At 40.5% G+C, this 21651-nt stretch carries 24 protein-coding genes; 17 read left to right on the top strand and 7 right to left on the bottom strand.

The window, feature by feature from the left end; genetic code table 11:
• The first annotated feature begins 28 nt into the window (after positions 1-28).
• Positions 29-2605: a DNA mismatch repair protein MutS gene (mutS, locus tag OIT90_RS11040; protein WP_474892555.1), complete on the top strand. Its 2577-nt coding sequence runs from the start codon at positions 29-31 to the stop codon at positions 2603-2605.
• A gap of 21 nt (positions 2606-2626) precedes the next feature.
• On the top strand, positions 2627-4528 hold the full coding sequence (gene mutL / locus OIT90_RS11035; RefSeq protein WP_474892554.1) for a DNA mismatch repair endonuclease MutL: 1902 nt from the start codon (positions 2627-2629) through the stop codon (positions 4526-4528).
• Between the two features lie 232 nt (positions 4529-4760).
• Here the strand turns inward: mutL and bslA are convergent, their stop codons facing one another.
• Both bslA and OIT90_RS11025 read right to left on the bottom strand, forming a co-directional pair.
• Positions 4761-5288, bottom strand: a complete 528-nt coding sequence (gene bslA, locus OIT90_RS11030; protein WP_058837651.1) for a biofilm surface layer hydrophobin BslA — start codon at positions 5286-5288, stop codon at positions 4761-4763.
• Positions 5289-5411: 123 nt separating this feature from the next.
• The gene (locus OIT90_RS11025; protein ID WP_338594957.1) at positions 5412-5816 is read right to left on the bottom strand and encodes a hypothetical protein; all 405 of its coding nucleotides are present in this window, start codon (positions 5814-5816) and stop codon (positions 5412-5414) included.
• A 68-nt stretch (positions 5817-5884) separates the two neighbouring features.
• On the opposite strand from OIT90_RS11025, the gene OIT90_RS11020 reads away from it, so the two are divergent.
• From OIT90_RS11020 to OIT90_RS11005, 4 genes are all read left to right on the top strand, one after another.
• Positions 5885-6142, top strand: coding sequence for a hypothetical protein (locus OIT90_RS11020; protein WP_058837650.1), 258 nt, complete (start codon positions 5885-5887; stop codon positions 6140-6142).
• A gap of 244 nt (positions 6143-6386) precedes the next feature.
• Positions 6387-6860, top strand: coding sequence for a CarD family transcriptional regulator (locus OIT90_RS11015; RefSeq protein WP_039178750.1), 474 nt, complete (start codon positions 6387-6389; stop codon positions 6858-6860).
• A gap of 309 nt (positions 6861-7169) precedes the next feature.
• Positions 7170-7919: a poly-gamma-glutamate hydrolase family protein gene (locus OIT90_RS11010; protein ID WP_039178752.1), complete on the top strand. Its 750-nt coding sequence runs from the start codon at positions 7170-7172 to the stop codon at positions 7917-7919.
• A gap of 162 nt (positions 7920-8081) precedes the next feature.
• Entirely contained in the window at positions 8082-9230 is a 1149-nt protein-coding gene (locus tag OIT90_RS11005; RefSeq protein WP_034281920.1) for a Rap family tetratricopeptide repeat protein, read from the top strand.
• A gap of 89 nt (positions 9231-9319) precedes the next feature.
• Here the strand turns inward: OIT90_RS11005 and OIT90_RS11000 are convergent, their stop codons facing one another.
• A complete protein-coding gene (locus OIT90_RS11000; protein ID WP_126681853.1) occupies positions 9320-10645 on the bottom strand; it encodes a S8 family peptidase in 1326 nt (441 codons plus the stop codon).
• Between the two features lie 584 nt (positions 10646-11229).
• Between OIT90_RS11000 and OIT90_RS10995 the strand changes: the two genes are divergently transcribed.
• On the top strand, positions 11230-11964 hold the full coding sequence (locus OIT90_RS10995) for a poly-gamma-glutamate hydrolase family protein (RefSeq protein ID WP_039178760.1): 735 nt from the start codon (positions 11230-11232) through the stop codon (positions 11962-11964).
• A gap of 76 nt (positions 11965-12040) precedes the next feature.
• Complete coding sequence (locus OIT90_RS10990; protein ID WP_474892553.1) at positions 12041-12490, top strand: OsmC family protein; 450 nt, start codon at positions 12041-12043, stop codon at positions 12488-12490.
• Positions 12491-12536: 46 nt separating this feature from the next.
• On the opposite strand, the gene erbB is transcribed toward OIT90_RS10990, so the two are convergent.
• From erbB to OIT90_RS10975, 3 genes are all read right to left on the bottom strand, one after another.
• Positions 12537-12905, bottom strand: a complete 369-nt coding sequence (gene erbB / locus OIT90_RS10985) for an SMR family multidrug efflux transporter EbrB (RefSeq protein ID WP_039178767.1) — start codon at positions 12903-12905, stop codon at positions 12537-12539.
• A gap of 15 nt (positions 12906-12920) precedes the next feature.
• Positions 12921-13238 (bottom strand): SMR family multidrug efflux transporter EbrA, encoded by a 318-nt coding sequence (erbA, locus tag OIT90_RS10980; RefSeq protein ID WP_039178769.1) that lies wholly within the window; start codon positions 13236-13238, stop codon positions 12921-12923.
• Between the two features lie 309 nt (positions 13239-13547).
• Positions 13548-13799 carry a hypothetical protein gene (locus OIT90_RS10975; RefSeq protein WP_041084775.1) on the bottom strand — a complete coding sequence of 84 codons (252 nt, stop codon included), beginning with the start codon at positions 13797-13799 and terminating at the stop codon, positions 13548-13550.
• Between the two features lie 104 nt (positions 13800-13903).
• Here OIT90_RS10975 and OIT90_RS10970 point away from each other — a divergent pair, with 104 nt between their 5' ends.
• The 9 genes from OIT90_RS10970 (at position 13904) to OIT90_RS10930 (ending at position 20771) form a co-directional block, all read left to right on the top strand.
• On the top strand, positions 13904-14305 hold the full coding sequence (locus tag OIT90_RS10970; protein ID WP_041084774.1) for a YmaF family protein: 402 nt from the start codon (positions 13904-13906) through the stop codon (positions 14303-14305).
• 70 nt (positions 14306-14375) lie between these two features.
• Positions 14376-15332 carry a tRNA (adenosine(37)-N6)-dimethylallyltransferase MiaA gene (gene miaA / locus OIT90_RS10965; protein WP_474892552.1) on the top strand — a complete coding sequence of 319 codons (957 nt, stop codon included), beginning with the start codon at positions 14376-14378 and terminating at the stop codon, positions 15330-15332.
• Positions 15333-15357: 25 nt separating this feature from the next.
• Positions 15358-15579: an RNA chaperone Hfq gene (hfq, locus tag OIT90_RS10960; RefSeq protein WP_024424088.1), complete on the top strand. Its 222-nt coding sequence runs from the start codon at positions 15358-15360 to the stop codon at positions 15577-15579.
• A gap of 159 nt (positions 15580-15738) precedes the next feature.
• Complete coding sequence (locus OIT90_RS10955; RefSeq protein ID WP_059375464.1) at positions 15739-16059, top strand: YmzC family protein; 321 nt, start codon at positions 15739-15741, stop codon at positions 16057-16059.
• Positions 16060-16138: 79 nt separating this feature from the next.
• Positions 16139-16351 (top strand): hypothetical protein, encoded by a 213-nt coding sequence (locus tag OIT90_RS10950; protein WP_003212415.1) that lies wholly within the window; start codon positions 16139-16141, stop codon positions 16349-16351.
• 265 nt (positions 16352-16616) lie between these two features.
• Positions 16617-17009, top strand: coding sequence for a class Ib ribonucleoside-diphosphate reductase assembly flavoprotein NrdI (nrdI, locus tag OIT90_RS10945; RefSeq protein ID WP_008360380.1), 393 nt, complete (start codon positions 16617-16619; stop codon positions 17007-17009).
• The gene (nrdE, locus tag OIT90_RS10940) at positions 16969-19071 is read left to right on the top strand and encodes a class 1b ribonucleoside-diphosphate reductase subunit alpha (RefSeq protein WP_058837641.1); all 2103 of its coding nucleotides are present in this window, start codon (positions 16969-16971) and stop codon (positions 19069-19071) included. The genes nrdI and nrdE overlap by 41 nt, the downstream gene beginning before the upstream one ends.
• Positions 19072-19088: 17 nt before the next feature.
• Positions 19089-20069, top strand: a complete 981-nt coding sequence (gene nrdF / locus OIT90_RS10935; RefSeq protein WP_024424085.1) for a class 1b ribonucleoside-diphosphate reductase subunit beta — start codon at positions 19089-19091, stop codon at positions 20067-20069.
• Positions 20070-20153: 84 nt separating this feature from the next.
• Positions 20154-20771 carry a hypothetical protein gene (locus OIT90_RS10930; RefSeq protein WP_144494909.1) on the top strand — a complete coding sequence of 206 codons (618 nt, stop codon included), beginning with the start codon at positions 20154-20156 and terminating at the stop codon, positions 20769-20771.
• 67 nt (positions 20772-20838) lie between these two features.
• On the opposite strand, the gene OIT90_RS10925 is transcribed toward OIT90_RS10930, so the two are convergent.
• Positions 20839-21597 (bottom strand): N-acetylmuramoyl-L-alanine amidase, encoded by a 759-nt coding sequence (locus OIT90_RS10925; RefSeq protein WP_047203907.1) that lies wholly within the window; start codon positions 21595-21597, stop codon positions 20839-20841.
• Positions 21598-21651: the final 54 nt, after the last annotated feature.

Raw genomic sequence — 21651 nt, 5'->3', positions numbered from 1 at the left:
GAAAGTAATATAGTGAGGGATTAGAAATATGGCAAGTTATACGCCCATGATACAGCAATATTTAAAGATCAAGGCAGATTATCAAGATGCCTTTTTATTTTTTCGCTTAGGCGATTTTTATGAGATGTTTTTTGATGATGCGAAAGAAGCGGCGCAAGAACTAGAAATTACGCTAACAAGCAGAGACGGCGGCACAATTCCAATGTGCGGTGTTCCTTATCATTCTGCTTCTGCATACATAGAACAGTTGATTTCAAAAGGCTACAAGGTCGCCATTTGTGAGCAGGTGGAAGACCCTAAAACGGCAAAAGGTGTAGTCAAAAGGGAAGTCGTTCAACTGATTACACCAGGTACGGTCATGGATGGTAAAGGTTTAAGTGAAAACGAGAACAACTTCATTGCGTCTGTTACTAGCTTTCAAAATGGATACGGTCTTGCGCTGTCTGATTTATCAACAGGTGAAAACATGGCGGCTTTCATCGATCGATTAGATGAAGTCGTATCAGAAATTTATTCTGTTGGTGCAAAAGAAATTGTGGTGTCAAAGCAGCTGGATGAGGAAACAATCAAAACCCTTAAAGAACGCTGCCAAGCAACTATTTCATACGAAGATAGTGATGAACTATTAGAGGAAGCTGAACAGCTCGTTTCCCATCTTGACGACAAGTTAAAAACGGCATTTTTAACACTATATGCCTACTTAAGAAGAACGCAAAAAAGAAGCTTGGATCACCTTCAGAAAGTTCAAGTGTTTGAGCTTGAACAAACGATGAAAATTGACCTTTACTCAAAACGAAACCTTGAATTAACAGAAACGATTCGTTCAAAAAGCAAAAAAGGCTCTTTATTATGGCTGTTAGATGAAACAAAAACAGCGATGGGCGGCAGACTGCTCAAGCAATGGATCGACCGGCCGCTCATTCGTCTTTCGCAAATCAACGAGCGCCAGGAAATGGTGCAAATTCTGATGGATCATTTCTTTGAGCGCGAGGATCTGCGCGAACGATTAAAGCAAGTATATGATCTTGAGCGTCTAGCGGGCCGCGTGGCATTTGGCAACGTGAATGCCCGTGACCTCATTCAGCTCAAGGAATCTTTAAAACAAGTACCGGATATTAAACAACTCGTTCAATCATTACCAGAGGAAATGGCAAAATCAAGAGCGAATGAGATTGATCCTTGTGGTGACCTGCTTGAGTTATTAGAAGATGCACTTTATGAAAATCCGCCGATGACGATAAAAGAAGGCAATTTGATTAAAGATGGCTACAATGCAAAATTAGATGAATACCGTGATGCCAGCCGAAACGGAAAGGACTGGATTGCACGTCTCGAACAGCAGGAAAGAGAATATACCGGCATTCGCTCATTAAAAGTCGGGTTTAATAAAGTGTTTGGTTATTATATCGAAGTGACACGTGCGAATACACATCTGCTGGAGGAAGGGCGTTATGAAAGAAAACAAACGCTTGCCAATGCAGAGCGGTATATCACACCTGAATTAAAAGAAAAAGAAGCACTGATTCTTGAAGCAGAATCAAATATTAACGAATTGGAATATGAACTATTTACAGCTCTTAGGGAGCAAGTAAAAGGCTATATTCCTAGATTACAGCTGCTCGCAAAACAAATGAGTGAGCTTGATGCGCTTCAATGCTTTGCGACTGTTAGTGAAAAGCGCCGTTATATCCGTCCGGAATTCTCAGAGGATGACGTGGATGTCAAGGATGGCCGTCACCCTGTCGTTGAAAAAGTGCTGGACCACCAGGAATATGTACCGAATGACTGCCATATGGGAAAAGGAAGACAAACCTTACTCATCACTGGACCAAATATGTCAGGGAAAAGTACGTATATGAGACAAATGGCTCTCATCTCGATTCTTGCACAGATTGGCTGCTTTGTGCCTGCGTCAAAGGCGACGCTACCAATCTTCGATCAAATCTTTACCCGTATTGGTGCAGCAGATGATTTGATTTCTGGTCAAAGTACTTTTATGGTAGAGATGCTCGAAGCAAAAAATGCGATGGTGCACGCAACGAAAAACAGCTTGATTTTATTCGATGAAATTGGACGTGGGACAAGCACCTATGATGGAATGGCGCTTGCGCAGGCGATCATTGAATTTGTTCATGATCATATTGGAGCCAAAACCCTATTTTCTACACATTACCATGAGCTGACGGTTCTTGAATCTCAATTAAGCGAGCTGAAAAATGTCCATGTGCGAGCTGAAGAGCATGAAGGCACAGTCGTTTTCTTACATCAAATCAAAGAAGGTGCAGCTGATAAAAGCTATGGTATTCATGTAGCGCAGCTAGCTGAATTGCCTGATGCCATCATCAATAGAGCCCAGACCATTTTAACGGAGCTTGAGAGCGGATCACATGACGTGACCCCGAACGTATCTGTAGCACCAAAAGTAGAAAAGACTGAAGAAAAACAGCAGCTATCTTTCTTTGAAGTAGAAGAAAAACCGCAGCCAAAAGCTGCTCTAAAACAGAAAGATCAAGCGGTCATCGATGAATTAAAATCATACAACCTAATGGATATGACGCCGCTTGAAGCTATGACAAAGCTGTATGAATTACAAAAGAAATTATAATGTAAGGTGAGGTGAGCAGAAATGGCAAAGATTATTCAGTTATCCGATGACCTATCCAATAAAATTGCTGCAGGTGAAGTGGTCGAGCGCCCAGCTTCTGTTGTAAAGGAGCTTGTGGAAAATGCGATCGATGCAAAAAGTACAGTGATTGAAATCGATGTAGAAGAAGCAGGTCTTTCTTCTATAAGGATTATTGATAATGGTGTTGGAATCGATGCTGAAGATTGTAAGCTCGCCTTCCAGCGTCATGCAACGAGTAAAATCAAAGACGAAAATGATCTGTTCCGTGTCAGAACCCTTGGATTCAGGGGAGAGGCACTGCCAAGTATTGCATCTGTCTCTCATTTAGAAATGAAAACAAGTACTGGCGAAGGAGCTGGGACACACTTAGCTTTGCAAGGCGGGAAGATTATTTCAGAGAAAAAAACCTCTGGCCGCCGCGGCACTGAGATTGTGGTCACCAATTTATTTTACAATACGCCAGCTCGCCTGAAATATATGAAAACCGTTCATACGGAGCTTGGTAATATATCGGATGTGGTCAACCGAATTGCGCTAGCACATCCCGAAGTATCGATCCGTTTGCGTCATCAAGGGAAAGTTCTCCTCCAAACGAATGGAAATGGAGATGTGCGTCATGTACTTGCGGCCATTTACGGAACAGCCGTGGCGAAAAAAATGCTGCCGCTCCACGTACAATCACTTGATTTTGAAGTGAAAGGATATATTTCGTTACCTGAAGTGACGAGGGCATCACGGAATTATATGTCTTCTGTTGTAAACGGCCGATATGTCAAACATTTTCCGCTCGTGAAAGCGATCCATGAAGGATATCACACGCTGCTTCCAATTGGCCGTCATCCAATTACATTTATTGAGATGAAGATGGATCCGATTTTAGTGGATGTGAACGTTCATCCTTCGAAGCTTGAAGTGAGACTAAGTAAAGAACAGGAACTTCATGAGCTGATTAAACAAGGAATTAAGGAAGTATTTCAAAAGCAGCAGCTCATTCCAAGTGCCTCAGTACCAAAAAAAGCACCAATACCAGCTGTGAAAAATGAGCAGCAATCCTTAACCTTTGATGCGAAACAAGGAAACCAAAGCCAACCGGAAACACCGCTAACCTATCAGCCGGAGCCGCACGAGTCGGTCATATACGAGACAAGTTATACCGATGCATATGGGATGCCTAAACAAGAGAAGACAGAAGCATCATCACCAGTATCTTATGAAGAAGTATCATCTGAGCGTATTCATTTAGAGGAATCCGCCGCTTCATTTGAAGATGAAGAGACGGTACTATATGAAGATGTGACAGAGACGATGCCTGAAAACGAACGCGTCCCTGTGATGTATCCAATTGGGCAAATGCACGGCACATATATTTTGGCTCAAAATGAACGAGGACTTTATATCATTGACCAGCATGCAGCTCAAGAGAGAATCAAGTATGAGTATTATCGTGAGAAGGTGGGAGAGATCGAACAGGAAGTGCAAGAAATGCTCGTCCCCTTAACATTTCACTACTCTAAAAACGATATGCTGATCATTGAAGAGCATAAGGATATTCTAGCGAAAGTGGGTGTCTTCTTAGAGCCCTTTGGTTCAGAAAGCTACATCGTTCGTTCGCATCCGCAGTGGTTTCCGAAAGGTGAAGAGGCTGAACTGATCGAAGAGATTATAGAGCAAGTGCTTAATGAAAAACGTGTTGACATCAAGAAACTGAGAGAAGAAGCGGCGATTATGATGAGCTGCAAAGGCTCAATCAAAGCAAATCGTCATTTGCGTCATGATGAAATCAAAGCCTTATTAGATGAACTCCGGACAACGAAGGATCCATTCACCTGTCCGCACGGCCGGCCGATCATTATTCATCACTCCACTTATGAAATGGAGAAAATGTTTAAACGGGTGATGTGATATAAAAAAAGCGCTCTTAACAGAGCGCTCAGCGTGTAGACAAACCCTCGCATTCGTTGTCAGGTCTGCGCTTCGGTGCTCACGAATGTCAAATTCGCTCCGCTCCGATGCTCGTCCTTCCTAGACTGCAAAGGTTTTCTATCACGCTGAAAAAAAGACAAAGGGCTAAAATTAAGATCATTTTAGCCCTTTGTCAACAATCTGAAGCGCTCTTAACAGAGCGCTTTTTTCTTTAGCATCCGCAAGGATCTGGCGGTGTGACCACAACTGGCCGTGTATTAATATCAAGCGTATCTTCTGCATAAAATGTAGAACCGATGCTGAGTGCTCGATTTTCTGCGCGGAACGTATATGTACCTGCAGCAGGAAGTACTTTATGTGAAAGCTTTAATGTATACTTGGAAATTCCAAGTAAATCCAATCTGAGCGGAATACGAACGGTTTGCCCGTTGTTCAAAATGTAGCTGTCTTTTAATGCTTTACCGTTCATAATGTCTTTCGTTGTTGCTTGGAAACCCTTTGGCAATGTGAACTCTACTGTACCAAGACTTAAAACTGAATTTGGGCTGTACGTCAGCTCAATGTCAGAATAAGACCATTCCTGCTTACTAGCTCCTGTAATTTTAGCGTAAAGCGCAGCTGGCTTTACATTGGTTGATGCTTTGCTTTCGGCTCCTTCAGCAGATGCAGAAAGTGGTACTGACAGCGCCATAACCAATGTGAGCATCCCCAGCATAAGAATCGTCCATGTTTTTTTCATTTTTTCCTTCCCCCTTGTTGAATATAGGTAAATAATAGATGATTACACCCATTATTTACCTATAATGTTACCATATTACCATATGGTATTAAATGGGATATTATACCCTTATTTTGTCATTCTTTAGTAATAGCGGGGGAATAGCGCATTTGGTTGATTCATTCCGTAAAAATGGCCAGGCATTTGCTGGTTTGTTGGCATCATCATATGCATATCTTGATAACCGTATGGATGGTGCGGCATCATCCCGTACCCACCATAATGGCCTAGATGATGGTGGTCCTTCATTGGAACATGCTTTGAAAAGGTATCATGCTGATTTGGAAACGTTGAATAGGGTGAATGATGATGTGGATGGTGCGCATTATACATATCTTTTTTGCCGCTATGATAATGGTTTGGCATATTCATATGATCATGCATGTTTGGTGCGATCATATGCTCATGATTGGCTGTATACACATTTTCAAATGTGTGATAGGGATTTTCTTGGTGATAATGATTCATTTGGCTGTTCATATCGTTCATGTATATCTCATCCTTTATGTCAGGTTGCCATATCCTATGAGACAGATTTACTTGATGAGCCTATCCATATGAAAGAAAAAAACCGGCTTTTCAGCCGGGAAAAGGAAAAGCAGGTAAAGCGTCAAGCCTTAAATTTCGTAGCGATGTCTTCTTCTACGACGCTTTTTACATCTGCTGCAGACACTTTTAGGAAAATAACAGGGATCGTAGCTTCGAGAGGTATCCCAAAAATCGCTCTCAAACCATTTATCTTTTTTATGACAATACTTTTTTTCTTTACATGGATCCTCATGGTGATGATCGTCATGCTTTTTATGACAGTTTGAGTGGGAATGTTTGCACTTGCATTTGCACATTGTCATCCCTCCTAAATGTGACTCAATGCTAGTATATGCAAGAAAGAGTCATGAGGACTGGATGCTCTCACTTCTTTTATAAAAAAGGCTTTTTCTGAAAAAACTCAAATAAAAAGAATTGACTAGTGCTAAATTAACATGATAAAATATAAATTTTTATCCTCTGATGAAATGTGTTATAATGATATTGTGAATACTTTCGGAGGTGGCGGATTTGTTTCAAATAGGTGATAAAATTGTTTATCCAATGCATGGAGCCGGTGTGATTGAAGGAATGGAAGAAAAAGAGATTTTAGGTAAGACGCAGGAATATTTTCTGATTCAAATGCCGAATATGCAGATGATGGTCCCAAAAGGCAGAATCAATCAACTAGGTATACGTCCGGTAGCAGATCAAGCAACGCTGAAAGTTGTGATGAACAATTTTGCAGAAGAAACAAACGACGACACGCTTACTTGGAAGCAAAGATATGATGAAAATCTGAAAAAGCTAAAAACAGGTGCGATCGAAGATGGTGCAGACGTTGTTAAAGATCTGATGAGACGAAATCAGAAGAAAGCATTAAATTCAAGTGAAAAGAAGATGCTTGAAGATGCAAGAGGCATGTTAGTGAGTGAGATTTCACTTGCACAGGGACTGTCGCAAGATGAAGTGATGACAGCTTTAGAGAATGAATTAAGAATGTAATGATGATATACAGAGACTAGCTGTAAACAGAAGAGGAGACTCCTTTGTTTACAGCTTTTTTGTTTTGAAAAAAAGAGTAATATTGGCATTTTTGTAGGTGGTTTTAACTAATATTGAAATGAGGTCATACGATTTAGTTTTTACGCGGACAACAAAAATTCAAAGACCTCTGATATACCTAGATGACATTAAAAACAGGTAAGTTTTCCTGATTCATTCAAATGAGCCGGACAACCTTTGAATTTTTTAAGCCATTGATAGTAAAATATTGCGGTAAGATGACACCTAAGAGAAAAAAGGAGCGGTGAAATGAAAAGGTTACTAATATGTGGATTCATCTTTCTTATTCTGTGTACTCTTTTAATGGTGAAATGCACCCATTCTGTTCAAGAAAAAAAAGAGCAAAAGAAGCATTATCAAGAGGTAGAAAAGTATCAAAAAGAGCGAAAACAAGGTGATCAATACGAAAGCTTTAAACAGCTCATACGACATGAAAAAGAAGGGTACGAGATAGAATTTCACGAAAAGGGCGGAAGTGATTTACTCGTATTTTCTCCTCATGGAGGTGAGATTGAACCAGGAACAAGTGAAATTGTAGAAGCCTTTCAAGAAAGCTATTCTACATATTTGTTCGAAGGTACAAAGCAAGACAATAACCGGGACCTGCATATCACGAGTACTAATTTTGATGAACCCGTTTTGGTTCAAATGATTAAAACGTATCCTTTTTCAATTTCCATCCACGGCTATAAAAGTGATAAAAGACACACGCTCGTTGGCGGCACAAATGAAAAAATGCAAAGAGCGGTTGTGCGAGAACTAAGAGATCGAGGATTTTCCGCAGAAATGGTACAAAAAGGCGAACGGCTTTCTGGTACAGATCCTAAAAATATAAATAATCAAAATGCAAGTGGTGAAAGTGTTCAACTAGAAATTAGTACAGCGCAAAGAGAAGCTTTTTTTGACAATTTTGATACGAGAAAAGGAAAGAAAAAAGCATTCAGACGTTATATCAATGCGTTAAAAGAAGTATTAAGAGAATTCGACCCGTCTTCGTAAAAAAGTTTTGATGGGCAAAAGTACTCTATTTAAACTTGGTAAAAAAGATAGGAATATGCGATTTGAGCATAAAATATGTAATAACTTACAATTTGCCTTAAAAACATAAATTATGTAAAATAATAGTTATCAGTTTGATATGATAGAATGGGGCTGAAGTGGATGGCACACAAAATACCATCTTCCGAAGTAGGTGTAAAGATCAATCAATGGTACACGCATATTTGCAAATTTGAAGTTGAACAGGCAAACGGCATGAAGCGCCTTGTTGAAGAAGAAATTCATGATATGGAAGAGGATCAAGATTTACTCCTATATTATTCCCTAATGGATTTTCGCCATCAAATGATGCTTCAGCACTTAGCGCCCGTCCATGCAGGGAGTGAAACGCTTCAAGCAGTGTCCTTTCCTAAAGAAATTGACGATGCAGAAGATGAGATGACAGGCTTACTAGGCTATTATTTTCATTTTTTTCATGGAATGTATGCGTTTATCCAGCGCCGGTATATCGAGGCCATTTCATATTACAAGCATGCGGAACATCAACTGATTTTAGTGACAGATGAGATCGAAAAAGCAGAATTCTACTATAAAATCGCAGAAGTATACTATCATATGAAACAAACTTATTTCTCCATGCACTATGCTAAAAAGGCGAGAGACATCTATAAGAAACATCAGCTTTATGGAAAAAGAAGCATTCAATGTGATTTTGTCATGGCAGGTAATTGGATTGATGTCAATCAGTATCAAAAAGCGCTTCCTTATTTAGAAAAAGCGTTAAAAGTCTGTGAAGCGATGGAACAAAAAGAATGTACATCTTACTTTAAAGCAATGGCTCTTAATAACTTAGGCACTTGTCATTATAGTATGGGAACGTACCATACAGCGACTGTCTTTTTTGAACAAGCCATTTCACTTTATCAGAAAGATCAAGCATCCACGATGATCAAATCGTTGTTTTCACTTGCCCTTACTTGTTTTAAACTCGGAGATATTCAGCGGGCGGGCGAGGCCATCTCTACAGGAATGAAAGAGGCTTGTGTATTGGAAGATGAAATTTATCAGTTGAAATTCCAATTTTTACAGGCGCTCTATATAGAGAAAGACGGCTGTGAGCAATTGAGGTCGGCCCTTTTTGGCCTGAGAAATAAAAAAATGTTTGCTGATTTAGAGGAATTAGCACTTGATGCGGCTAATTATTATAAGGAACGCGACATGTACAAGGAATCTTCCACTTTTTTTGAGATTGTGATCGAAGCGCGTACGCACATTCAAAAAGGAGATGAGATGTATGAGAACGAAGCATAACATGTCAGCTGCTCAAGTAGATGAAAGACTTCACACTTAAAAATGAGACAAACAACACCCTTTACGCATAAACGTAAAGGGCTTTTTCTTTATTCTTTGATTGCTTTTTCTGCGTCAATTGCACCTGCTCCATAAATCATCGGATCATCCCCAGACCACTTGCTTGTATTTTCTTTTAACAGGGTTTTGACTTCATCTGGCGTTAAATCTGGTGAATGCTCTAATAGTAGAGCGCAAATACCAGCACAAATCGGTGTTGCCATCGATGTGCCAGATAACGTTGTATAATCATCGTCTACTCTGCTTGATTTGTCGAGTTTATCCAGAAAGGATCTTGGTGATCTGAGAGAAACGATGTTTACTCCTGGTGCGAGGATATCAGGCTTTGCTTCCCCGTAAACAGTAGGCCCTCTGCTTGAAAATGGTGCCACGATATCGTCACTTGATTCTGGTGTATTCCTGTCATCATAGGCTCCGACCGTAATGACTTTTTGACTGACAGCAGGGCTTGCAATCGTCTGGCTGTTAGGACCAGAGTTCCCGGCAGCGACGCATACAACAATCCCTTGATCCCAAGCCGCATTGACAGCACGCACCATTGGATCGTCCTGTTCGTCATCATAACGCTGCGCAGCTCCGCCTAGCGACATGCTAATAATATGAATCGGATCATCAGGGTGGTCTTCGTTGAACTGCATGCACCATTCAACACCTTCTATAATAGTAGAAAGTGATCCAGCCCCCTGTTTATTTAACACTTTCACACCAATCAGATTTGCTTTTGGGGCAGGTCCTTTGTATAGGCCGTCTGAAGCGGATCCATCTCCCGCGACATCTCCCGCGCAGTGTGTACCGTGGCCATTATCATCATAAGGCTTTGTTTTTTGTTTGACTAAATCCACAAAATCACGAATTCTTCCATCTAAATCTTCATGCGGATAAATTCCCGTGTCAATGACAGCGACCGTAATGCCTTCACCGGTTAAAGTTGTCCCGTTTCGGATGACTTCTTCAGCATGACTTGCTTGTGTGGCTACGTCCAGCAGCGCATGAACTTTCCGGTCTAAATAAATTTTACGAATATGCTCACCATTTGCTAATAGCTCTTCTAAAGCAGCAGGGGTTAAATCAGCAGCGCAGCAGTCGATATGTGAAAAATGTCGTTTTATATTTGTTTTTCTGCTTTTTTTCATTAATTGTTTCGTGCTTTGAATCCCTGCCTCGGCTGCACCTTTCTTAAATTCAATGATCACACGAAGCTTCTTTTTCTTCTTCAGCCTGCCTTCGAAAAAACGATGAAGAAAGCATGGCGTCCATTTAAAAGGTTTATAAAGGTGAAGAACGGTTTCTCTTAAAGGCTGATCTAGTTTACTAGCATGTGTTCTGACCATTTGCACCATAGAAAATCCAAACATGTGATGTCCTCCATTCCAGCTATCCATTCTCGTACACTCTTACGTTATGTGATTGAGAACTGCTTGGTTCGGATTCTTGTCCCTTCTTTTCTTTATATTGGCGGCTTGCTTATGCCTTTCAAAAAAGAAAAGCGCTTACATTTTGTAAAATAATAGAAAAAGGTGGAAATCATGTAGAATCTGCCGATGATAGGTGGGAGAGTTCTTCTAAGAGAACCAGCGAATCAAAGGATTTTGCAGAAAAAGGAGTGGTGTAGACAGGGTCAATGCTCATATAAATGTGATGCGTGACAGATGGAAAAAATCAAATCCTTATCAAAAAAAGCCGAATTAAAGAAAACAGACTGGATAGGACTAGGTCATATTAAACATAACGTCATTTCTTTGTCATACTATTCTAACTCTGTTTTCAAAGAGGAGAGGCGTTTCTGTGTATATAAATGCAATTATCTTATTTTTGAGGAATCTCATGATCTAGAGTGTTATGATCAAACGTGAAGAGAAAATGTGGAAAAAATGATAAGAAATGATGATTCAATATAAATCATAGAAACGGCTTAGAAATCTGTTAAAGGAGAACGGGAATGAAGAAGTTTTTTGCTTTGCTTCTCCTGCTTGCGATCGGATGGGGCGTTTATTATACCATGCAAGCACAGGAACATGATGAGCCAGTGTCATCAGGTGGGGAAGACGAAAGCGGTTCAAATGATATTTATCGAAATTTTAAAGAACTGGAAGAAAACGAATCAACAAGCAGCTACAACATTACAGCCAACCCAGTGCCCGGCAGCCGCCTTCTTGTGATGTCACCTCATGGCGGGAGGATTGAAGGCGGCGTGAGCGAGATTGTCCATTTTTTTGACAACGATTTTTCGACGTATTTATTTGAAGGTCTAAGAGAGAATGCATCAGAACTTCATATTACAAGTACAAACTTTGATGAGCCAATCGGCGTCGCGCAGGCAAAAGCACATGATTACGTGTTAGCAGTGCATGGATACAAAGGCGAGGAAGGAATTGACCATACTCTCGTCGGCGGAACAGATTACGACCGTGCAGAGAAAATTGTGAGCTCATTAGAGCGGAACGGGTTTTCTGCTGAACTAGCTGTCGCACACGCAACCCTGAGCGGGACAAGCAATCATAATATTAATAATCTTACTAAAACAGGGCAAAGTGTGCAGCTTGAGATTAGCAGAAGTCAGCGTGAAGCTTTATTTGACAGTTTCGACTTTCGGAGGCGGTCGAGTACAAAAAACGAGACGTTCTATCGTTATGTCAGGGCAATTCGCACAGTGCTTGATGAAGAATATACATAAGGGCCGTGCACATGTTAAGACAAGCAGGGGAATTCTTGTTACACTATGAACAGTGATAACAAAAGGAGAGACGGATATGACGCGTCATCATTTTCATCTTCAGGCAAGCTGGCCTGGTCTGCGTAACGATGTGGGTACAATCGCATGTGAACAATTAAAAACAAAGATTTCGATTCCAAAGGAAATGGACGGTCCAGGTATTGGAACCAATCCAGATGAGATGCTCTTAGGTGCAGCGGCTACGTGTTATATCATTACACTTGCAGCCATGATGGAGCGGAGTCAATTAGAGAAAGAGGATCTATCGATCAGCTCTGAAGCTGTCGTAGATGTGACAAATGGTGTGTTTACTTATGAGGAAATCATTCATCGACCAGTCATCATCCTCAAAGAGACCGCTTCCGCACAAGATATTGAGCTGGCCCGAAAGCTTGCGCATAAAGCCGAAAGCTCATGTATGATTTCAAGAGCTGTTCAGGGTAATGTGAACATTTCCTTAGAAGAAACTATTCAAGCCGGTCGTTAAAACAAAAAAGTCATTTTCTCTTGAAATATGGAGAAAATGACTTTTTTTATGACGTCCATTCGGTTTGATCGAGTTGTGCTTCGGTTTCGTTCTTTTGCTTCTTGGACTGATTTAAGACAATCACGCCGCAGATAACAAGTGCAAGGCCAATGAAGCCTTTCGTGCTGATTGTTTCGTTAAACAGGACAAGTCCTACAAGAGCAGTGAGAGCTGTTCCAACACCAGACCATGTTGCATAGGCAGATGAGAGCTCAATGGTTTTAAGTGCTAAACTGAGGAAAGTAAAGGCGCATCCAAATCCGATCAGTACCCCGATACTCGGCAGCAGCTGCGAAAAGCCTTGAGAAAGCTTCAGCATTGTACTGCCAAAAACCTCCGTTAAAATGGCTCCTGTTAAGTAGAGCATTCCTTTCATGCTCTCTCACATCCTTTATGACATATTTAATAGTACGACCCCTGAGACAAGCATCGCCATCCCAATGACTGCTTTTTGGTTCAAGGTTTCTTTGAAAAAGAGCACGCCAAAAATAGCCGTGAGGACCGTACCAACCCCAGACCATGTTGCATAAGACATGCTAAGCGGAATAATGTTCAGTGTCAATGACAGCATATAAAAAGCAAGTGAATAGCCAGCCACAACGACAGCGCTTGGCTTCCAGCGTGTAAAACCATTAGATAATTTTAACATCGCGGCGCCAATGGCTTCAGAAAAAATGGCCACTGCCAAAAAAAGATATCCGAGGATCATCATCATCCCTCCTCTAATAGGTGTAAAATCCGATGAAGTAAAAGGGTTTTTATCCTCTCTTTTCAGCGGTTCAAGCTGAAATATTTCTGAAAACCAGCATGCTCTGCCATCTGATGAAGGGTGAGCTAGCTTAACCCTTCTTTTAAAATCGTGCTGGCAGCTGCATCAAAAATTTGCTCTTTTTTGGTTTTAGACATAAAAAAAACACCTACTTTACTGAACAGTCGGTAAAGTAAATGTTAACCCATGAAAAAAGAATGTGTCAATCGATTCATTTTATGAACGGATGTTTTCACTTAAACGTCATATTTAATACCAAGGGTATGGTCCGTACGGCGGGTAAGGAGGCGGGTAAGGGTATCCATAACCATATCCTGGCGCAAGCAGAGATCCAGCAAGCAAGCCTCCAGCAAAACCACCTAAAAATGGAGGTCCAAAGAATCCAGGTCTCCCAAATCCAAATCCGGGTCTCCCAAACCCAAAACCAGGACGTCCAAATCCGAAACCAAAAGGTCTTCTCATGTCTTCTTGAATAAACGGAGGTGCGTCAAAATAATTCATAATAAAAGGCTCCTTTCTCATAAAATCACTGTAACTGACATCAGTGTATTCCAGTTGCCTACATATGTTTGGGTGAACGCCTAATATAAGGAGGAATGTTAGAAATGGGCCTGTATCCATCTGATTGGGCAAAGTGTCCGCCGCATGCTCATGCATATAAAGCACGTACGGATGTAACAGAGGGGCATTATCATTTAATAGAAGGTATTTCTCAGCCTGTGAATGGAAGCAGTACCGACCGGCATACTCATTTTTATCGCGGGATCACCTCCTTTGAAAGAGGGCATTTCCACAGGTATTACGGTATCACAGGGCCTGCGATTCCTAGAGTGGATGGAACACATTATCACGAGATTGAGGAAGTCACCTATTCTGCCTACCTCGATTCTGTTCCCATCCCATATGGAGGTGTCGTCTATAGTCCAGATGAGAATCGGCCAACACATAAGCATCGTTTAAAAGGAAAAACGTATGAAGTGGTTGGAAATGAACCGCTAGGCTGGTGATGGCCAGGATATAGGAGAGTAAGAAAAGTTATGCTATACTGTAGGCAGTTTTGTAAAAGAGAGTGATGTTATGAATAAAGCGAAGCAGCCAGTAATCGTATTAGTAGGGCCGACGGCTGTCGGCAAAACCAAATTGAGCATTGATATAGCCAAAGCATTTAATGGAGAGATTATCAGCGGGGATTCTATGCAGATTTATAAAGGAATGGACATCGGAACAGCTAAAATTACCCCCGAAGAAATGAATGGCATCCCGCACTATTTAATTGATATTAAACAGCCGGACGAATCCTTTTCGACAGCTGAATTTCAGCAGCTGGTCCGTTCGAAGATCAAAGAGATTGCCGCTAGAGGGAAAACGCCAATGATTGTCGGCGGAACAGGTCTCTATATCCAATCTGTATTATATGATTACACATTTACGGATGAGAAAAGTGATCCTGATTTTAGAGAAGAAATGGCGCTGTTTGAACAGCAGCACGGCGCGATTTTGCTGCACGAAAAGCTAAAGGCAGTAGATCCTGATGCGGCAAATGCTATTCATCCGAATAACGTCCGCCGCGTGATCCGGGCGCTGGAAGTGATCCATACAACAGGTCAGAAAATGTCGGAAATGCAAAACGGGCATCAAGAAGTTCCTCTTTATGATACAGCCTTCATTGGGCTGAAAATGGATCGAGAGCTTTTGTACGAGCGCATTCATCAAAGAATTGATATGATGATAGATGAGGGCTTAATTGAAGAAGTGAGAGCACTTTATCAATCAGGCTTGAAGGATTGTCAGTCTGTTCAAGCCATTGGTTATAAAGAGCTTTATGCCTATTTTCAAGGTGACTGCTCACTTGATGAAGCCATCCAGCAATTAAAGCAAAATTCCCGTAGATATGCGAAGCGTCAGTTCACGTGGTTCCGTAATAAAATGGCGGTCACTTGGTTTGATATGACACCGCCTTGCCACTTTTCAGACAAAAAAGAGGAAATTTTCGCATATATAGCAGGAAAGCTTGGACTTAAAGCGAAACTGTAGTTATCAGAATCAAGGAGGACGAAACATGAAACCGATTAATATTCAGGAGCAGTTTTTGAATCAGATCCGCAAAGACAATACATTTGTCACAGTATTCTTACTGAATGGCTTTCAGCTTCGCGGTCAAGTGAAGGGATTTGACAATTTCACGGTGCTGCTTGAAACAGAAGGAAAGCAGCAGCTTATTTATAAACACGCCATTTCTACATTTGCACCTCAAAAGAATGTAAATCTGGAATTAGAATAGGATAGGTTGTATTGAATAGCCCCATGCCTCTGCGAATAAACCGGCCGAACCCGCTACGTTTTTTGTCAGTGCAGAGGGGCTATTTTGTATGCAATGAAACTTTTCTGCCAATTTTCCGTATAATTCCTTATTGGATATTAGAAGGGTGAGGGGATTCATATGGAAAATGCAGAGCTTGAATTAAGAAGGATTAGAGTGATCCTCCTTTTGATTGGAATTGTAGTCTTGTTTGGATCGTGCGCTATCTCAAACATTGAAACGAGACAAGAAAGTTGGAATAACCATTCTCATGAAAATGCAGATGGAGTTTTACCATCATCTGCTGCACTAAAAAATAATCACTTTGCTGTTGTGAAAGATGATCAAGTACATGTGTACCGATTTGATGAAAAAGAGGGAGAACTGACTCTCGTTACAACAAAATACATAGATGAATGGGATGACGAAGAATATGATGATGGTCTTGATGATGAAGAGTAAGCACGTAAATTTACAAATGAATGTGAAGCCGCTACACTATAATCATGCATCAGACATCTAGACAGAAAAGGATGAGTTCATGACACATAAAATTAAAATTAATCATTGGGAACAAACTTGTGAAGACGATTCCTGTTTCGAATATGGAACGAGTGTTTCTGTAAATGGGAAAGAATTAGTGAGAGAAGCTTCAATCGTCTCTGCGCTTGAAGCGGTGCTAAAAGAGTTAGGTGTTGAAGTGGAAATTACAGAAGTGTCAGAAGATTTACAGTGCGATGCCTACAAAAAATAAAACAAAAAGTCTAGTCTACTAAGCGATTTTTTTTCGTGTTATGATAGATTTCGGTTTCAGTTGAATAGGGAGTAGAGCAGTCTATTTTTAGATCCTGTTCTGCTCTATTTATTTGAACGTACGAGTTCGGCTATGAAGGTTCGGCCGGGTTGGTTGATTTTTTTCGTTTCGAACATCTATATGTTGTGTTTTGAAAAAACATAGTATACTATATATAGTGAATAGCGAAATGATCAACAATACTAAAAACTAGGTCGTGATGGAATTGATTCAAATCGTATTTGATTCAAAAACAGGAAATGTTCAACGCTTTTTGGACAAGACCCCTTTTACAGACAAACGAAAATTGACTGGAGAAGAGTTTTTGGATACGCCGTTTATTCTCGTCACCTTTACGACAGGATTTGGACAAGTCCCTAGTACCACTCAGTCTTTTTTAGAAAAAAATGCTCACCTTTTACTAGGTGTTGCGGTGAGTGGCAACAAAGTGTGGGGAGATAATTTTGCAAAAAGCGCCGATACGATTTCTAAACAATATCAAGTTCCTATTTTGCACACCTTTGAACTAAGCGGAACAAAAAGGGATGTTGAATTGTTTACACAGGAGGTAGAAAGAATTGTCACAAAATCAGGTTCCAAAGTGGATACAATTAAATAACGAAATTATGATTCAAAAAGAAGGAAAGTTTCAGTTCGATAAGGACAAAGAAGCTGTACATAGTTATTTCGTAGATTACATTAATCAAAACACGGTCTTTTTTCACAATCTAGAAGAGAAGATTGATTACTTAATAGAAAACGACTACTATGAGGAAGAATTTTTAAGACAATACAGCATGGCAGATATTAAAGAAGTCTTTGAAGCTGCGTATGCCAAAAAATTTAGATTCCCATCATTTATGAGTGCATTTAAGTTTTACAATGACTATGCACTGAAAACAAATGATAAAAAGAAAATCCTTGAACGCTATGAAGACCGCATTTCAGTTGTAGCACTTTTCTTTGCGGGTGGGGATAAAGAAAAAGCACTTGAGTTTGTAGAACTGATGATCAATCAAGAGTACCAGCCAAGTACACCAACTTTCTTGAACGCTGGACGTAAAAGACGCGGTGAGCTTGTGAGCTGCTTCTTGCTTGAAGTAAATGACTCACTAAACGATATTTCAAGAGCGATTGATATTTCAATGCAGCTGTCAAAATTAGGCGGCGGCGTGAGTTTGAACCTGTCAAAACTTCGTGCAAAAGGCGAAGCAATCAAAGATGTAGAAAACGCGACAAAAGGTGTCGTCGGCGTGATGAAGCTTCTTGATAATGCATTCAGATATGCAGATCAAATGGGGCAAAGACAAGGATCAGGCAGTGCCTACCTGAATATTTTCCACAGAGATATCAATGATTTCTTAGATACGAAAAAAATCTCTGCCGATGAAGATGTTCGCGTGAAAACACTGTCCATTGGAGTTGTCATCCCGGATAAATTTATCGAGCTTGCTAGAGAAGATAAAACAGCTTACACTTTCTATCCGCATACCGTCTATAAAGAATATGGACAGCATCTTGATGAGATGGACATGGAAGAAATGTATGATGAGCTTGTAGAAAACCCGAAAGTTAAAAAAGAAAAAGTCAATCCGAGAAAGCTTCTTGAAAAATTGGCTGTTCTACGCTCAGAATCAGGCTATCCATATATCATGTTCCAAGATAATGTAAACAGAGAGCATGCTTTGAACCATATTTCACGAGTGAAATTCTCAAACCTTTGCTCAGAAGTGCTTCAGGCGTCAGAGGTTTCTTCTTACACGGACTATGATCAAGAAGATGAAATCGGTCTTGATATTTCTTGTAACCTCGGTTCTTTAAATATCATGAATGTCATGAAAAACAAATCGATCGAAAAAACGGTTAAGCTTGCAACAGACTCACTAACGCTTGTGTCTGAAACAACAGACATTCGCAATGCACCAGCTGTTCGAAAAGCGAACAAAGCGATGAAGTCAATCGGACTTGGTGCGATGAACCTTCATGGGTATTTAGCTCAAAACCAAATTGCCTATGAAAGTGAAGAAGCAAGAGATTTCGCAAATACGTTCTTTATGATGGTGAACTATTATTCAATTAAACGCTCAAGTGAGCTTGCGAAAGAAAAAGGAGAAACATTCCATCGTTATGAAGGCTCTGGCTATGCAACTGGTGAGTACTTCAATAAATACGTGGAAACTGATTTCACACCAAAAACAGAAAAAGCAGCAGCACTATTTGAAGGCATGCACATTCCAACAAAAGAAGACTGGGCAGCACTCAAAGAATTTGTAGCGGAAAATGGCATGTATCACAGCTATCGTTTATGTATTGCACCAACAGGTTCCATATCTTATGTTCAATCGGCAACAGCCTCTGTGATGCCAATTATGGAACGTATCGAAGAAAGAACATACGGCAACAGCAAAACCTATTACCCAATGCCGGGTCTTTCAGCGCAAAACTGGTTCTTCTATAAAGAAGCGTACGATATGGACATGTTTAAAGTGGTCGATATGATCGCAACAATTCAGCAGCACGTCGATCAAGGAATCAGCTTTACACTATTCCTGAAAGATACGATGACAACGCGTGATTTAAACCGCATCGATCTTTATGCACACCATAAAGGCATTAAGACACTTTATTATGCAAGAACGAAGGATACAGGGCAGGAAGGCTGTCTTTCTTGTGTTGTTTGATTAAAGGAGAGTTTAACGTGACAAAAATTTATGATGCAGCCAACTGGTCAAAACACGAAGACGATTTTACACAAATGTTTTACAACCAAAATGTGAAGCAGTTCTGGCTTCCAGAAGAGATTTCCTTAAACGGAGATCTCTTGACATGGAAATATTTAGGTGAAAAAGAGCGAGATACGTACATGAAGGTGCTTGCTGGACTGACTTTACTTGATACAGAACAAGGAAATACAGGGATGCCGATTGTGGCTGAGCATGTAGATGGTCATCAGCGTAAAGCGGTATTAAACTTTATGGCAATGATGGAAAATGCGGTACATGCGAAATCATACTCCAATATCTTCATGACACTCGCACCAACTGAAACGATCAGTGAAGTGTTTGAATGGGTCAAGAAGAATAAATTCCTGCAAAAGAAAGCAGATATGATTGTCAGTTTATACCGTTCGATTCAAAAGGACGATCCTATTTCTCTCTTTAAAGCAATGGTGGCTTCTGTTTATTTAGAAAGCTTCCTATTTTATAGTGGTTTTTACTACCCGCTATATTTCTATGGGCAAGGAAAGCTCATGCAAAGCGGTGAAATCATCAACTTAATTTTGCGTGATGAAGCGATTCATGGTGTGTACGTTGGATTATTAGCACAAGAAATTTACAACAAACAAACACCTGACGTGCAAAAAGAGCTGTATGATTTCTCAATTGACCTCTTGAACGAGCTTTATGAAAATGAACTTCATTACACTGAAGATATTTATGACCAAGTCAATTTATCGCATGATGTGAAAAAGTTCATTCGTTACAATGCCAATAAAGCGTTAATGAACCTTGGATTTGCCCCTTATTTTGAAGAAGAAGAGATTAACCCTATTGTATTGAACGGACTCAATACAAAAACAAAGTCGCATGACTTCTTCTCAATGAAAGGGAACGGCTACAAAAAAGCAACAGTTGAGCCGTTAAAAGATGACGACTTCTTCTTTGGAGATGAATCATAAGGAAAGCGTAAAAGTCAAAACGCATCACTCGTTTTGGCTTTTTGCCATTTCTAACAATGTGTTACATACTGGAGGTTACCGAACATGGGAAAAATGGACGAAATCATTTTAGTTGCACCGCGTACTCGCGTGTTCCAAAATGAAACACTTGCGTTTAATGGTGTGAACAGTGAAGAGAAAACAATCAGCACCATTATGAAAGAAATCGAAGAGCACTTCGAGCAGATGCGAAGAGGCGATGCAGAAGAAAATCCTGACTACAAGCAGCCGATTCCTTATGTTGTGATTAAGCGTGAGGACGAAGTATATGTATACGAAAGACTTCAAGGCGGAGGAGAGACTCGCTTACATCATAAGTTATCTCTTGGCTTTGGGGGGCATATGAATTTCATTGAAGGAAAAAACTTTGCTGAGATTCTAAAAGAAAATACGGATCGTGAGCTGGACGAAGAACTTTCAATTCAAGAAGAAGACAAACTTGCAATGAAAACCCTTGGATTAATCAATGACGATGACAACAGTGTCGGCCGTGTGCACATTGGACTGTTATCAGCGCTTGAACTATCTCCTGGTGCTCATGTAGAAGTAAAAGAAACAGATCAAATTTCAGGAAAATGGATGAAAACAGCCGATTTGAAAAAGCCTGAATACTTCGATCGTCTTGAAACATGGTCTCAATTTGTCGTTAACATCTTAGCGTAAATAAATACACAACAAACCGGCTCAGCAGAAGACTTGAGCCGGTTTGTTTCGTTACAACAGCTTCGAATTATTGGAAAACGAATGCGTCGTGACCGGCCTGCTTCAATCTTGCGACGAGGTCATCTGCATTTTGCTTTGTACGGAAAGCCCCGGCCTGTACTCGGAACATGCCTCCGTCTAATACAACAAATGCGTCAAAGCCTTTGGATTTAAGTGTGGCTGCTAATTCATCTGCATTGGCTTTCACTTTGAAAGCTCCTGCCTGCACTTTATAAAGATTACTTGCTTTTTTTTTCAATTGAAAGGCTTCTTCTAGACCAGTCGCATGAGCGCGAGCGATGCCTTGAAGGAAAGTTGCGTTGCGGAGCTTATTAGCATCAGCTGTCGTATCAATGAAACCATTCTCTGTTAAAATAGCGGGCATAGAAGTTTCTCGAAGAACGTGGAAGTTCGCAGTTTTCTTGCCGCGGTTAGCAAAATCAACTGAGCGGACAATTTCATCATGAAGGGCGTTGCGATACGTGGTGGTCGGTGCTGAAACGCCAGGATACACATAACTTTCAAACCCTGTGCCCCCGCCAGCATTAATATGAATAGACACGAAATAGTCAGCTCCCCAGCTGTTTGCTGCATTCGTACGCTGGGACAAAGTGACGGATTGGTCAGTTGAACGACTTAAGCGGACAGAAACCCCATCATATTCACTAATCAAAATGTCTCTCAGTAAAAGCGCGATTTGAAGTGTTATATTTTTCTCCAAAAGTCCATTAGCACTAGCTCCAGAATCTGTTCCTCCGTGGCCAGGATCAATAAAAATTTTCACCATCTATTCATCACCTCGTCTTTATTTTATGAGAAAATAGAAGAATTGCCTGTACAA

This window comes from Bacillus sp. ABR (assembly GCF_056172715.1).
Note: the sequence above shows the minus strand (reverse complement) of the source record. Positions and strands in the feature narration are given on the sequence as shown.

Bases quoted from the DNA above. Each gene is read 5' to 3' on its own strand.
- OIT90_RS10995 (WP_039178760.1), top strand. From the start codon at position 11,230: ATGAAGAAGTTTTTTGCTTTGCTTCTCCTGCTTGCGATCGGATGGGGC.
- OIT90_RS11005 (WP_034281920.1), top strand. From the start codon at position 8,082: ATGGCACACAAAATACCATCTTCCGAAGTAGGTGTAAAGATCAATCAA.
- OIT90_RS10930 (WP_144494909.1), top strand. From the start codon at position 20,154: ATGGGAAAAATGGACGAAATCATTTTAGTTGCACCGCGTACTCGCGTG.
- OIT90_RS10975 (WP_041084775.1), bottom strand. From the start codon at position 13,799: ATGAATTATTTTGACGCACCTCCGTTTATTCAAGAAGACATGAGAAGA.
- OIT90_RS10955 (WP_059375464.1), top strand. From the start codon at position 15,739: ATGGAAAATGCAGAGCTTGAATTAAGAAGGATTAGAGTGATCCTCCTT.
- OIT90_RS10950 (WP_003212415.1), top strand. From the start codon at position 16,139: ATGACACATAAAATTAAAATTAATCATTGGGAACAAACTTGTGAAGAC.
- mutS (WP_474892555.1), top strand. From the start codon at position 29: ATGGCAAGTTATACGCCCATGATACAGCAATATTTAAAGATCAAGGCA.
- OIT90_RS11020 (WP_058837650.1), top strand. From the start codon at position 5,885: ATGAAAGAAAAAAACCGGCTTTTCAGCCGGGAAAAGGAAAAGCAGGTA.
- miaA (WP_474892552.1), top strand. From the start codon at position 14,376: ATGAATAAAGCGAAGCAGCCAGTAATCGTATTAGTAGGGCCGACGGCT.
- OIT90_RS10970 (WP_041084774.1), top strand. From the start codon at position 13,904: ATGGGCCTGTATCCATCTGATTGGGCAAAGTGTCCGCCGCATGCTCAT.
- erbB (WP_039178767.1), bottom strand. From the start codon at position 12,905: ATGAAAGGAATGCTCTACTTAACAGGAGCCATTTTAACGGAGGTTTTT.
- mutL (WP_474892554.1), top strand. From the start codon at position 2,627: ATGGCAAAGATTATTCAGTTATCCGATGACCTATCCAATAAAATTGCT.
- OIT90_RS11010 (WP_039178752.1), top strand. From the start codon at position 7,170: ATGAAAAGGTTACTAATATGTGGATTCATCTTTCTTATTCTGTGTACT.
- OIT90_RS11025 (WP_338594957.1), bottom strand. From the start codon at position 5,816: ATGAACGATATGAACAGCCAAATGAATCATTATCACCAAGAAAATCCC.
- bslA (WP_058837651.1), bottom strand. From the start codon at position 5,288: ATGAAAAAAACATGGACGATTCTTATGCTGGGGATGCTCACATTGGTT.
- hfq (WP_024424088.1), top strand. From the start codon at position 15,358: ATGAAACCGATTAATATTCAGGAGCAGTTTTTGAATCAGATCCGCAAA.
- OIT90_RS11000 (WP_126681853.1), bottom strand. From the start codon at position 10,645: ATGTTTGGATTTTCTATGGTGCAAATGGTCAGAACACATGCTAGTAAA.
- OIT90_RS10925 (WP_047203907.1), bottom strand. From the start codon at position 21,597: ATGGTGAAAATTTTTATTGATCCTGGCCACGGAGGAACAGATTCTGGA.
- OIT90_RS10990 (WP_474892553.1), top strand. From the start codon at position 12,041: ATGACGCGTCATCATTTTCATCTTCAGGCAAGCTGGCCTGGTCTGCGT.
- erbA (WP_039178769.1), bottom strand. From the start codon at position 13,238: ATGATCCTCGGATATCTTTTTTTGGCAGTGGCCATTTTTTCTGAAGCC.